Source organism: Parolsenella sp. LCP21S3_E11, assembly GCF_052118165.1.
GTDB lineage: Bacteria > Actinomycetota > Coriobacteriia > Coriobacteriales > Atopobiaceae > Parolsenella.
Window position 1 is genome coordinate 645,649 of record NZ_JBQKHS010000001.1, and the last position, 12,844, is coordinate 658,492.

At 62.8% G+C, this 12,844-nt stretch carries 13 protein-coding genes and 1 pseudogene; all 14 read left to right on the forward strand.

Annotated features, from left to right (window positions below; all coding sequences use genetic code 11):
- Positions 1–173 precede the first annotated feature (173 nt).
- Complete coding sequence (pyrR, locus tag ACTQ1Z_RS02815; protein WP_441858554.1) at positions 174–764, forward strand: bifunctional pyr operon transcriptional regulator/uracil phosphoribosyltransferase PyrR; 591 nt, start codon at positions 174–176, stop codon at positions 762–764.
- The gene (locus tag ACTQ1Z_RS02820; RefSeq protein ID WP_441858556.1) at positions 764–1,696 is read left to right on the forward strand and encodes an aspartate carbamoyltransferase catalytic subunit; all 933 of its coding nucleotides are present in this window, start codon (positions 764–766) and stop codon (positions 1,694–1,696) included. The genes pyrR and ACTQ1Z_RS02820 overlap by 1 nt, the downstream gene beginning before the upstream one ends.
- The gene (locus ACTQ1Z_RS02825) at positions 1,683–2,972 is read left to right on the forward strand and encodes a dihydroorotase (protein WP_441858558.1); all 1,290 of its coding nucleotides are present in this window, start codon (positions 1,683–1,685) and stop codon (positions 2,970–2,972) included. Before ACTQ1Z_RS02820 ends, ACTQ1Z_RS02825 begins: the two co-directional genes overlap by 14 nt.
- A gap of 91 nt (positions 2,973–3,063) precedes the next feature.
- On the forward strand, positions 3,064–3,858 hold the full coding sequence (locus ACTQ1Z_RS02830) for a dihydroorotate dehydrogenase electron transfer subunit (protein WP_441858560.1): 795 nt from the start codon (positions 3,064–3,066) through the stop codon (positions 3,856–3,858).
- The gene (locus ACTQ1Z_RS02835; RefSeq protein ID WP_320680292.1) at positions 3,852–4,778 is read left to right on the forward strand and encodes a dihydroorotate dehydrogenase; all 927 of its coding nucleotides are present in this window, start codon (positions 3,852–3,854) and stop codon (positions 4,776–4,778) included. The genes ACTQ1Z_RS02830 and ACTQ1Z_RS02835 overlap by 7 nt, the downstream gene beginning before the upstream one ends.
- A 75-nt stretch (positions 4,779–4,853) precedes the next feature.
- Complete coding sequence (gene pyrF, locus ACTQ1Z_RS02840; protein ID WP_320680293.1) at positions 4,854–5,582, forward strand: orotidine-5'-phosphate decarboxylase; 729 nt, start codon at positions 4,854–4,856, stop codon at positions 5,580–5,582.
- 202 nt (positions 5,583–5,784) lie between these two features.
- Complete coding sequence (gene mihF / locus ACTQ1Z_RS02845) at positions 5,785–6,093, forward strand: integration host factor, actinobacterial type (protein ID WP_293814121.1); 309 nt, start codon at positions 5,785–5,787, stop codon at positions 6,091–6,093.
- Positions 6,093–6,659: a guanylate kinase gene (gmk, locus tag ACTQ1Z_RS02850; RefSeq protein ID WP_320680295.1), complete on the forward strand. Its 567-nt coding sequence runs from the start codon at positions 6,093–6,095 to the stop codon at positions 6,657–6,659. The genes mihF and gmk overlap by 1 nt, the downstream gene beginning before the upstream one ends.
- Before the next feature lie 12 nt (positions 6,660–6,671).
- Positions 6,672–6,959: a DNA-directed RNA polymerase subunit omega gene (locus ACTQ1Z_RS02855; RefSeq protein ID WP_441858563.1), complete on the forward strand. Its 288-nt coding sequence runs from the start codon at positions 6,672–6,674 to the stop codon at positions 6,957–6,959.
- A gap of 4 nt (positions 6,960–6,963) precedes the next feature.
- Positions 6,964–8,253, forward strand: a complete 1,290-nt coding sequence (gene thiI, locus ACTQ1Z_RS02860; RefSeq protein WP_320680296.1) for a tRNA uracil 4-sulfurtransferase ThiI — start codon at positions 6,964–6,966, stop codon at positions 8,251–8,253.
- Between the two features lie 284 nt (positions 8,254–8,537).
- Entirely contained in the window at positions 8,538–9,164 is a 627-nt protein-coding gene (locus ACTQ1Z_RS02865) for a helix-hairpin-helix domain-containing protein (RefSeq protein ID WP_441858565.1), read from the forward strand.
- A 775-nt stretch (positions 9,165–9,939) separates the two neighbouring features.
- Positions 9,940–10,797: pseudogene (locus tag ACTQ1Z_RS02870) on the forward strand (ComEC/Rec2 family competence protein); the annotation flags it as partial.
- 33 nt (positions 10,798–10,830) lie between these two features.
- Positions 10,831–11,652: a ComEC/Rec2 family competence protein gene (locus ACTQ1Z_RS02875; RefSeq protein ID WP_441858788.1), complete on the forward strand. Its 822-nt coding sequence runs from the start codon at positions 10,831–10,833 to the stop codon at positions 11,650–11,652.
- Between the two features lie 112 nt (positions 11,653–11,764).
- A complete protein-coding gene (holA, locus tag ACTQ1Z_RS02880) occupies positions 11,765–12,742 on the forward strand; it encodes a DNA polymerase III subunit delta (RefSeq protein ID WP_441858567.1) in 978 nt (325 codons plus the stop codon).
- Positions 12,743–12,844: the final 102 nt, after the last annotated feature.

The window sequence follows — 12,844 nt, forward strand, 5'->3', positions numbered from 1 at the left end:
GGGCGTTTCTCGCCCAGTAGTTAGTAATCAGTAGTATAGTTATCACAACCTTTAAGACGGTGCGGGACACCGGCAAGGAACAAGCTGGCGAGTTTCCCAGCCTCATGCGAGACCCTTGGATGACGTCCCGTGCCGCAACAGGCATAGGCGTCTTTTTTTGTGAAGGGAGCCACATGGAACAGCAGGGACTGGGACCCAAGGCGACCATCATGGACGCTGCGGCGATGGGCAGAGCCCTTACCCGCATCGCGCATGAGGTCATCGAGAACAATGAGGGGGCGGAGAACCTCGCGATCGTGGGTATCGTCCGCCGCGGTGCCAACATCGCAGATCTCCTCGCGTCTGAGATCGAGTCCATCGAGGGTATCCGCCCGCCGGTGGGCAAGCTCGACATCAGCTTCTATCGAGATGACGTGACCCGTCGCCTCGCACCCGTCATTCACGAGACTCAGATCAACTTTGACGTCGACCACAGGGACATCATCCTCGTCGACGACGTTCTCTTCTCGGGACGTACCGTGCGCTCCGCGCTCGATGCCCTCATGGACCTTGGCAGGCCCAGGACCATTCAGCTCGCCGTCATGGTCGACCGCGGCCACCGCGAGCTTCCCATTCGCGCGGATTACGTCGGCAAGAACGTCCCGAGCTCCCACGAGGAGGACGTCCGCGTCTTCGTTGAGTCGCTTGACGGCCGCGATGCGGTCGAGATTTGGGACATCGAGGCCGAGAAGGCCGCAATCGCAAATAAGGAGGTCGGTGCATAGTGCTTTCCGTTCGCAACCTCATCAACACGACGGACCTCACTGCCGATGACATGACGCAGATCCTCGATACGGCCCGTTCCATGGAGGAGATTAACCACCGCACGATCAAGAAGGTGCCCGCTCTGCGCGGTCGCACGATCGTGAACCTCTTCCTTGAGGCCTCCACCCGTACGCGCTCCTCGTTCGAAATCGCCGAGAAGCGCCTCTCCGCGGACTCCCTGAACGTCCAGGGCTCCAGCTCCTCCGTCTCCAAGGGCGAGTGCCTTGAGGACACCATCAAGACGCTCAACTCCTACGGCGTCGACATGTTCGTCTGCCGCGCGCGCAACGCCGGCACCGCCGAGCTCATCACGCACTACACCGACGCCCGCGTCATCAACGCCGGCGACGGCAAGCACGCCCACCCCTCCCAGGCCCTGCTCGACCTCTACACGATGCGCGAGCACTTTGGCAAGCTCGAGGGGCTTAAGGTCGCCATCGTCGGCGACCTGCTCCACAGCCGTGTCGTCGGTTCCCTCGCTCCCGCCCTGCGCACCATGGGCGCCAAGGTCACGCTCGTTGGTCCCCCGACGTTCCAGCTTCCCGACCCCGAGGTCTTCGGTGCCGAGGAGACCTATGACTTCGACTCCGTCATCGAGGACGCCGACGTCGTGTATATGCTCCGCGTTCAGCTCGAGCGCATGGAGGGCGCCACGATCCCCTCGAAGCGCGAGTACAACCGTCTCTGGGGCCTCAATGCCGAGCGCCACGCCCGCATGAAGGAGAACGCCCTCGTCATGCACCCGGGCCCGATGAACCGCGGCATGGAGATCGACTCGATCCCCGCCGACGCCCAGAACTCGTTCGTGACCCGACAGGTCGCCGCGGGCCTCTACACCCGTATGGCCGAGATGTACCTGCTGCTTGGAGGAGAAGAGAATGCTGCTGATTAAGGGTGCTCACGTCGTCGATCCGCAGGTCGGCCTCGACACCGTTACCGACGTCCTCGTCGAGGGCGCTCGCATCGCCCGCGTGGGCGCGAACATCAAGGCCCCCGAGGGCGCCGAGGTCATCGATGGCACGGGCAAGTACCTCGTCCCGGGCCTGACCGATATCCACGTTCACTTCCGCGACCCCGGCTTCGAGTACAAGGAGACCATCGAGACGGGCTCCGCTGCCGCCGCTGCCGGTGGCTTCACGGATGTGGCCACGATGCCCAACACTGACCCGGTCGTCGACACGGGCGAGGGCGTGCGCTACCAGATCGCCAAGGGCGATGCCGCCGGCCTCGTGCACGTCCGCCCCATCGGTGCCTGCACCCGTGGCGAAAACGGCGAGGCCCTGGCCGAGATTGGCGATATGGTCGCCGAGGGCGCCTGCATGTTCTCCGATGACGGCCACGGCGTCCAGAGCGCCGGCATGCTCCGCACCGTGATGGACTACGTCCGTCAGTTCGACCGTGCCGTCGCCTGCCACTGCGAGGTCAGGTCCCTGACCGAGCACGGCATGGTCAACGAGGGCCGCGTGAGCACCCGTCTCGGCATCGCTGGCTGGCCTGCCGCCGGCGAGGAGATCGAGATCGCTCGCGACATCGAGCTCTGCCGTCTCACGGGCTGCGCTCTCCACATCTGCCACATCTCCACCGCTCGTGGCGCCGAGCTCGTCCGTGCCGCCAAGGCCGAGGGGCTGCCTGTCACGGCTGAGGTCTGCCCGCACCACCTCTTCCTCGACGAGGAGCTTCTCGACGAGACCTACAACACCAACCTCAAGATGAACCCGCCGCTGCGCACCCCTGCCGACACCGCGGCTCTCCGCGAGGGCATCTGCGACGGTACGCTCGACTGCGTCGTCACGGACCACGCGCCGCACGCCCTCCACGAGAAGGAGTGCGAGTTCGAGATCGCTCCCTTCGGCGTCGTCGGCCTTGAGACGAGCCTCCCGCTCATGCTCACCAACCTTGTCTCCACCGGTAAGATGAGCTGGCAGCGCCTCGTCGAGGTCATGTGCGTGAACCCGCGCAAGGTCGCCCGCCTCGAGGCCGTTAAGGTCGAGGCCGGTTCCCCCGCGGACCTCACCCTTATCGACCCGACCATCAAGCTCGAGGTCACGCCGGAGCTGTTCTGCGGCAAGCAGCACAACTCCGCCTTCATGGGCGCCAAGCTCACCGGTCGCGCGACGGACACCGTCGTTGCCGGCAAGCACGTCCTGAAGAACTGCAAGCTCGCCTAGTTTCATCTCGTGCGCCCCGGGAGGCTTCTCTCGGGGCGCCGTCGCGTATCATTCGGCCGTCTCGTGCGGCCCATTGCCCGAAAGGAGAGACATGGCCTATCCCACTCCGTCGCCGGCTCGCATCCACGACTTCACCGTCGTCTCGAACGAGCCTGTGGCCGAGGGCGTCTATCGCCTCACGATCGAGGCCCCGCGTCTGGCAGCAGCCCTCGAGCCCGGTCAGTTCATGAGCTTCGAGGTCCCCGGCGATACCCGCCAGCTCATCCGCATCCCTCTCTCGTATTCCTCCGCTGATGCCGAGGCCGGCACTGTGACCACGTACTATGCGGTCGTGGGTGATGGCACGCGCAGGCTTTCCGCCATGGGTGCTGGCTCTACCTCTACGGTGCTTGGCCCCGGCGGCCACGGCTGGAAGATGGACAAGGGCACGAAGAGGGTCCTCGTCGCCGCGGGCGGCATCGGCATCACGCCCGTCATCGCCGCTGCTCGCTTCGCCGCTGACAATGGTGCCGAGGTTGACGCCGTCGTGGGCGCCCTCACTGCCGCCAAGATCTGTGGGACCGACGAGCTCGAGCCGCTGTGCGGTGAGGTCCGTCTCACGACTGACGATGGCACGGCTGGTACGAAGGGGTTCGTGACGGCCGAGGTCGAGCCTATGCTCGCCACGGGTGCGTATGACCTCGTCTTCACTTGCGGACCCGAGCCCATGATGCGCGCCGTTGCGGCTATCGCCGAGGCTGCTGGCGTCAAGTGCGAGGTCTCCGTCGAGCGCATGATGACCTGCGGCTTTGGCGCTTGCAACACGTGCAACGTCGAGACCGTCTACGGCATGGTGGGCGCCTGCATGGCAGGTCCCGTCTTCGACTCGAAGGTGGTGGCATGGTGAGCAACGTCGATATGTCCGTCGATCTCGCTGGCATCAAGCTCAAGAACCCGATCAACACCGCGAGCGGCACCTATGGCTACGGCTGGCAGTTCGAGAGTTTCTATGACGTGAGCCAGCTCGGTGCGATCACCACCAAGGGCTGTGCCGCCGAGGCCTGGCCCGGTAACCCCGCCCCGCGCATGACCGAGGTCACGAGCGGCATGATGAACTCCGTGGGTCTCCAGAACCCCGGCGTCCGCGGTCTCATCGAGGGTTCCGGCGAGTACCTCCAGGAGCTTTCCGACAAGGGCACTGCGGTCATCTGCCAGGTTGCGGGCCACTCCGTTGACGAGTACGTCGCCGCCGTCGAGCTCTTCGAGGAGCTCGCCCCGTTTGCCGCCGGCCTCGAGATTAACATCTCTTGCCCCAACATCGCCGCAGGTGGCTGCGCTATGGGCTCCACGCCCGAGGGTGCCGCAGGGGTTATCCGTGCCGTTCGTCCGCATACGAAGAAGCCCCTTCTTGTCAAGATGGCTCCCGCTCGCGTCGTCGATGTCGCGAAGGCACTCGAGGCCGAGGGTGCGGATGCCCTTACGGTCATCAACTCCATCCCCGGCATGGCCATTGACGTCAACACGCGCAGGAGCAAGCTCAGCCGCCCCACTGGCGGCATGAGCGGCCCCGCCCTTCACCCCATCGCGGTTCGCATGGTGTGGGAGGTTCACAATGCCGTGAGCCTCCCCATCGTGGGCGTTGGTGGCGTCATGACCGGTGCCGATGCCGCCGAGTTCATCCTCGCTGGCGCCACGAGCGTGTCCGTCGGCATGGCTAACCTCGTCGATCCGATGGCGGCTCCTCGCATCCTCGGCGAGCTCACCGAGTGGGCTGAGTCGCAGGGCGTTTCCAGCATCTCCGAGCTTATTGGCGCCTTCGAGGGCTAGTCGGTCTTTGATTCTCTGGGGCGACCTCTATGGTCGCCCCTTTTTCGATGGGCGACTCGCCCGGAAGGAGGCCTCATGGGCCGCTTTGACGATCTCTCCGCTCGCGACCGCGTGATGGTTGCGCTCGATTGCGGGCCTGAGGAGGCTCGTGCCCTCGCTGACAAGCTCGAGGGCCATGCCACCTGGCTCAAGGTTGGCATTACGCTCATCTATGACGGCGGCCTACCGCTCGTCAAGGAGCTCCGCGACCGCGGTTTCAAGATCTTTGTCGACTCCAAGTTCCATGACATCCCGCATCAGGTTCGCGGCGCCGTGATGAGCGCTGCCCACTCTGGCGCGGATCTGGTTACGGTTCACGGCTCTGGTTCCGAGAAGATGCTCGTTGCCTGTCACGAGGCCGCCGAGCAGTCCCTTGTCGAGTTTGGCCACAAGCCCTATGTGATCGCCATCACTGTGCTTACCAGCATGGACGCCGAGGAGCTGGCTAAGGTTGGCGTGACGCGCCCGATTCCCGAGCAGGCTGCGGCCCTCGCGAAGCTCGCCGTTGACTCTGGCCTCGACGGCATCGTGTGCTCGCCCATGGAGGCGCGCGAGATGCGCGAGCTTCTTGGCCCGGACGCACTTATCGTGACCCCGGGCGTTCGCCCGGCTGGAGCCGCTCTGGGTGACCAGAGCCGCGTCGCGACCCCTGCCGCTGCCGTCAATGCCGGCGCGAGCCACATTGTCGTCGGCAGGCCGATTACCCAGGCAGAGGATCCGGTCGCCGCCTTCGAGTCGATCGTCGCGGAGATTGAGGCACGCTAAAACCCGCTGAGTCCTGACACTAATCGGCGTATTTGTATCCAAGGTGCCTTTTTGTGGGGCAGTGAGGTATAAAACGCGGGTAAATGCGTGAAAGTTCTTGCAAAGTGGCTGCTACATTGCCATAGTGTCATACAGCCGATTTGCGGGGCACCCGAAGCCCCTTCGGAACTTGTGTTGAGAAGTACTTACATTTGGAGGAAATATGGCTCTCCCTACGCTTTCCGACGAGCAGCGCGCTCAGAACCTTAAGAAGGCCGCCGAGGCCCGCCACGCTCGCGCCGAGCTCCGTGAGAAGATCAAGAACGGCGAGGTCACCCTCGAGTCTGTCCTGAACTCCGAGGACGAGGCCGCCAAGCGCATGCCCGTCCGCGCTCTCATTGAGTCCCTTCCGGGCTACGGCAAGGCCAAGGCCGCCAAGATCATGGACGAGATCGCTGTCGCTGACAACCGTCGCGTTCAGGGCCTTGGTGCCCGTCAGCGTGAGGCCCTCCTCGAGATTCTCTCCAAGTAGTGTCGCGCACACCTAAGCTGTTCGTAGTTTCCGGACCGTCAGGCGTAGGGAAGGGCACGCTGGTTTCTCTTGTGAGGGAACAGCGCCCGGACCTGGGCCTGACGGTCTCGGCCACAACGAGACAGCCACGTCCAGGTGAGGTCGACGGGGTTTCCTACCACTTCCTCACCAACGATGACTTCGACCGTCGTGTCGAGGCCGGGGAGTTCCTCGAGTGGGCTAACGTCCACGGGAACCGTTATGGCACGCTTGCCTCCGAGGTTGACCGTAACCTGAGCGCCGGTAAGTCCGTCATCCTCGAGATCGACGTTCAAGGCGCACTCAACGTTCGCAAGGTCTTTCCCGATGCCGTCCTCGTCTTCATCGAGCCTCCTTCCATGGAGGTCCTCGAACAGCGTCTCCGCGGTCGCGAGACGGAGAGTGAAGAGTCCCTTCGCCTGCGTCTTGCGGATGCGGCCGGCGAGCTTGAGCTCGCCCCGCGCTATGACGAGCGAATCGTCAACGATGACCTTGAGAGAGCCACTTCGGAGTTGCTCCAAGTGCTCGAATCGCACGAGATGAATTGAGGAAGTTCAGCAATGTCTGTGATCAAGCCTGAAATCGACACCCTGCTCGAGAAGACCGAGCACAACCCGTTCCTGCTTTGCTCCGTCGCGTCGAAGCGCGCTTGCGACATCAACAACATGCTTCGCGGCCAGCACCTTCGCGTCGTTGCCATCCAGGACGTCGACGACATCACCACCATGGTCTCCGGTGAGGACACCACCTCCATTGCCATGAATGAGCTTGCTGACGGTAAGCTCGGTTACGTCCAGGACGACTTCGACAAGGCCATCAAGGACACGAACGTCACGATTGCCGAGTAGCGCCGTGGCTGATCGCGTCTGCCTCGTTCATTATCACGAGATTGGCCTCAAGGGTAAGAACCGCTCTATCTTTGAGCGCCAGCTCATCACCAACCTCAAGCGTGCCCTTAAGGGGCGTTCGGCTCATGTCGAGCGCCTTGCGGGGTACGTTCGCGTGAGCTTCGAAGATGGTGGCATGCCCGAGGATATCCCCGGCATGGTCGCCGCCGTGCCTGGTGTCGCTCGCGTATCCGTCGCGTGGCGCTGCGCCCGTGACCCTGAGGAGTACAACGCCGCGGCTATCGAGAGCCTTCGTGCCTGCAAGGGCTGCGAGTCTTTCAAGGTCCACGGTCGCCGCTCTAACACCGATTATCCAATCCACAGCATCGACCTCAACCGCCAGGTTGGAGCCGCCCTGTGCGAGGCCTTTCCGGACCTCCGCGTTCAGATGCACCAGCCTGATGTCACGGTGAACGTCCACGTCGTTCAGTCTGACGTTTACGTGTATGCGGACGCCGCCTCACAGCGCGGCGCGGGTGGTCTTCCTGTAGGCACCGCGGGCAAGGTCGTTACGCTGCTCTCGAGCGGCTTCGACTCTCCCGTTGCCACGTGGATGGTTGGCCGTCGCGGCGCGATCTGCGTGCCCGTGCACTTCTCCGGCCGTCCGATGACGAGCGATGAGTCCGAGTGGCTCACGCAGGATATCGTCCGCGCGCTTGAGCCTGCTGGTATCATCGGCCGCCTCTACGTGGTGCCCTTTGGCGAGTGCCAGCGCGAGATATCGCTCAAGGCGCCGCAGGCGCTCCGCGTCATCATGTATCGTCGCCTCATGTTCGAGGTCGCGCAGCGCGTGGCCGAGCTTGAGGGTGCGAAGGCTCTGGTCACGGGCGAGTCTCTTGGCCAGGTCGCCTCTCAGACCCTCGAGAACATCACTGCCACGAATGACGTCGCCACGATTCCGGTCTTCCGCCCGCTGATTGGCACGGACAAGATCGAGATCATCGATCGAGCCCAGAAGATCGGCACGTATGACATCAGCGCGCAGACCGCTCCCGATTGCTGCACGCTCTTCATGCCGCGTCGTCCTGAGACTCATGCGAACCTCCGCATGGTTCGCGAGGCGTGGGAGACCTTTGACCACGAGGCGATGGTCGAGTATCTGATGAAGAACATCGAGTACGTGGACTTCAACACCTGTGCTTCGTATCGTCCCCCGCGTGAGCTGAGGGCGAGGCACCGTGAGCTCGCTCCCGCCGAGTGGCCTGGCGAGACCGAGGGTTCAGCCGCAAAGAGCGAAGAGCCTGTGAACGAGTAGCCTCTTCTCATATGGGGACAAAAAAGTTTTTGCTCATTTGAAGCGCCGACACCATGAGTGCCGGCGCTTCTTTTACCTCGTGCTTTCTTGTTTGTTTGACGCGGTTTGGCATGTATTTGCAAAATCCTGTTAGGCCTGCGTTTGATTTGGGTTTGAGCGTGCGGGACTTTCTTGCCCTCGCGGCGCTCTTTGGGCCTAGTTACCTCCACGATTGAGTGGGAGGCGATTACATGGCTCAACTCATTCGAAAGAAAACCAGGCGGCCTTATGGCCCCCGGGGGAAGATGAAGCTCGCGTTGGCGGCGGGTTTCGTCGCGGTGGCCTCTCTTGCTCTCTTTGTCGTCGCCGCTCTCGGAGGCTCCCGCGGTGGTGTCGTGATCGAGCGCGAGAACGCGCCATCCACTGCTGCTGCGACAACTACGGAGACTTCCTCTGCCGCTTCGACACCCGAGTCAGTCGCTGCTTCCATCTTCGTCCACATCGACGGGGCAGTTGTGGCCCCGGGGGTCTATGAGCTAACGGGGTCGCTTCCGCGCGTGAATGACGCCGTCATAGCCGCTGGTGGCCTCGCTGGGGATGCGGATACCTCTGCGCTCAACCTTGCGGCCGTGCTTTCCGATGGGGAAAAGATTCATGTGCCGAGGCAGGGGGAGGCGATAGCGTCGGGGCAGGCTTCTTCGGGACCTGCCTCGGGGTCCGATGGCGGCGCCTCTTCGTCCGGAGTGATAAACATCAATACGGCGACGGCGGAAGAGCTTGACTCGCTTCCCGGCATCGGTCCCTCCACAGCGGCGGCAATCGTAGAGGACCGCGAACGCAACGGTCCCTTCGCGAGCCCCGAGGACCTTATGCGCGTTAGCGGCATAGGCGAGGGGAAGTTCTCCAAGCTCAAGGATCAAATCCGTGTTTAGGCGGCTTTTGGAGACCTCATCGCGCGATCGGGCGCTTACGTGGGGCCGTGACAAGAGTGGGCCTAGCCTTGAGGACGATGCCTCTCGTGCGCGCGAGGATGCTGGGCCAGTGTCGACTTGCCCAGTTGAGGAGAATGGCCTTCCGCCCTATCCGGAACGCCCCTATGTGCCTCTCGTCCTCGTCGCCGCCCTTGCGTTTGCGGGCTCGCAGGCGCTGGCCTTGCAAGACGTCTCGGTGATGAGGCTTTTGCTCCTATTCACGTCGATTGTCTCCCTTCTCGCCTTGGTGGCCATTCGGCTTGCTGGGGCATCATGGTCCTTGGCTGCGGGAGCATTGGCGCTTTCGGTCGCGGTTGTCGCTGGCGGACTCGAGGGCGCCTGGGCGCTTGCTCGCGTGGATGATGCTGCTTCTGCGCTTGAGGGCACGAGTGTAAGTGCGTGCGAATTTGTCGTTCAGTCTGATCGCACGAGCGGCCAGAACGGATGGCTGTGCCGTGCCGAGGCCGTGATGGGAGATGGCGGTCGCGCCAAAGTCTGGCTCACGCTTCCCGATAAGGTCGAGTTTGGCTCTACAGTGACTGGCGTTGGGCGCTTCTCGGCAAATGGCGATGATGATTGGGGTCGGACAAGTAGGTCCCAGGGGCTATGCGGCAAGGTAAAGATGATTCGAGTCACGAAGGTGGTGCCGGCGACCGGAGTAGAAGGGGTTCTTGCGTCCCTTCGCTCATGGGCCCTTCGTGCCATTGACCCGTCTTCTGGCGATGGCCGTGCCCTCATGGCTGGCCTGGTGGCGGGTTCGAGAGCGGACCTCAAGGAGCGAGGCCTTGATGACGCGTTCGCGTCCGTTGGGTTATCTCATCTCATCGCGGTGTCCGGTGCTCACCTCGCGGTAATGGCCAGTGGTGTTGAGACCCTGCTGGGCCTTGCGGGCGTGGGCCTTCGTGCTCGGGTTTTCTCCGTGCTTGCGTCGAGTGCTGCCTACGTCGTTTTCTGTGCTTGCCCGTCAAGTGCCGTGCGCGCCTGGGTGATGTTGCTTGCGTCTCGGTGTGGGAGGCTGCTAGGCAGGAGGTCTCATTCCCCATCTGGCGTCGCCGTCGCATGCCTCGCGATGTGCACTTTGGACCCCTATTGCTCTTGTGACCTTGGGTTCAGGCTGTCGGTCTCGTCCGTTATCGCACTTGCCTTGTTCGGCTCTTATGCGGATGCCCTTCTCGCTCGCTTTTCCTTGGTGCCGGTCCTACGTAAGGGCGGAATCAGGATTCCCTATCGACTCAGAAGGCGGGGGAGAGCGTTACTTCGCTCGCTGCGCTCCGCGATTGCCGCCTCTCTCGTCTGTCAGCTGGCGACTGCGGGGACTTGCGCGATGACGTTCGGACGCCTATCACTCGTCTCGACCCTCGCAAACGTGTTGATCGGGCCTTTGTTCACCCCGCTTGTGTCGCTTGGCCTTGCGGGAGTTGCGATTTCATGGCTACCGTTTCTCGGAAGCTTGGTATTGAGTCTGAATGCGACGCTCTGCGAGATTGTCATTTGGTTCGTTCGAGGCTTGGGAAAACTGCCCCTCGCTTGTATTCCTGTTTGCTTGCCGGCGTGGGCCGAGTATGCGCCCCTGGTTGTCATGGCTGTCATGCTGGTTGCATGGCCTAAACCTTCCCGGCATGCCCTCTTGGGAACGATATCGGCTGCGACGGTCGTTGTCGGCACCTATATATTGCTTACCTGCGTGCTTGTGGGCCCTAGCGTCACGATTCTCGATGTTGGCCAGGGGGATGCCATCCTCATTCGCCAAGGTCCCCACGCGATCCTCGTCGATTGCGGCCTCGAGGGGAGCCTTTCCTCGGCCCTCGCGAGGAACCACGTGTATCACCTTGATGCCGTGGTCATCACGCACCTTCATGACGATCATTACGGAGGCGTCGACGACCTCGTCGGCCTCATAGGGGCCGATGCGGTATATGTGGGCGAGGGAGCTTCCGGAAACCTGCCGGATGACCTCGAAGGCTCGGTGCGAGACCTTACAGGGGTTGCTCCCGGCGAGATATCGGATGGGGATGTCCTGTGCCTCGGCTCCTATTCGTTGAGGTGCGTTTGGCCCCATGGCCCGACAGACGGATCGGAGAACGAGGACTCCCTTTGCTTCGTCCTCTCTTATAATGGCGGCGGTCGCTCGTTAGAGATGCTGCTCACGGGTGACGCCGAGCAAGAGCAGCTGGGGGAGTATCAGAACAACGTTGGCGATATCGATGTCCTAAAGGTTGGGCATCATGGGTCTCGAGTCTCAATCTCGCTCGATCAGGCCCTGTTCTTGAGTCCCGAGTTCGCGGTGGCAAGTGCGGGGGAGGGCAATTCCTATGGGCATCCAACACCTGAGTGCATAGAGACCCTCGAGTCTGCGGGCGCTACGTTTCTCTGCACGATTGAGCACGGGGACGTTCGAGTCGAGCCCTCGCCCGATGACGCGCCTCCTCGCGTTGTGTGTCAGAGGTGACATTGGCGGGTGGCCGCGCGCTACGTGGCGACATCTCGCGTTGCGTTGGGGTGGGCGAATCGCATCAAGCGGCTACAATCAGACACGGAAAACAAAACGGTTTGGGGGAGAGATGGCTGAAGGGGCAGCGTTGCTTGCCGCATACCTCGTCGTTGGCGCTGACGAGCTCAAGCGTGACACCGCCGTGCGGAGACTACGCTCTCGCGTGCCGTCTGACATGGCGGATTTCAACCTTGACGAGCTCCAGGGCTCGCAGATCGAAGACCCGATGGTCCTCGTGTCTTCGCTCGAGACGATGCCCTTCTGTGCGGACTTCCGCCTCGTCATCGTCCACGAGGCGGATAAACTCGTTAAGGCCGTCTCGGAAGCGGTCGTTAGCTACCTCGCTAACCCCAATCCTTCCTGCGTCCTCTGCCTCGACGCCGAGAAGCTCGCCAAGAACACGCGCCTGTACAAGGCGGTCGCCAAGGTGGGCGCGAAGTCGGTTATCGACTGTTCCCCGCTCAAGCGGTGGGAGCTTCCTCCCTATGTCGTCAAGCTCGCCGCCGGTCATGGTATGTCCATGGACAACGCTGCTGCGGAGGAGCTCGTCAATCGCGTCGGCGAGGCGACCGTCGCCCTCGATAACCAGGTTGCGACGCTAGCTGAGCTTCTCCGTGCCAGCGGTCGTATCACGCTCGCTGACGTCGAGGCGAATGTCGCGCAGACTGCCGAGGTTAGCCCCTGGGCGTTCGCCGACGCGGCCTGCGAGCGCGACGCTGCTCGCGCCCTGCGCATGTATCGCCTTATGGATAACCCATCCCTTGTGTTTCTCCACTCCGTTCTCGTTGGGCGCATTCGCGAGCTCATATGCGCGAAATCCCTCGCGTCGCGTGGCGCCGGCTCGTCGCTTTCGGGCGAGCTCGGGCGTGCTCCTTGGCAGGTGAAGAACCACTCTCGCTGGGCGTCTCGATTTGCTCCCGGCGAGTTGGAGGCTCTCCTCTCTGAGGCGGCGTCGTGCGAGCGAGCGCTCAAGGGCAGCGCGGACTCTGACGCCGCCTTCGAGCGCCTCCTGCTTGCGATGACGACGCCGGGGCTCGTGCTTCGTTGACGCCGGGGCTCGTGCTTCGCTGATGCGGGAAGGCTCGGCATTGCCTCCGGCTGGCATCGCGGCGGCTTTCTGGCCACTAATTCTCGTCAGAAACTTGTGATT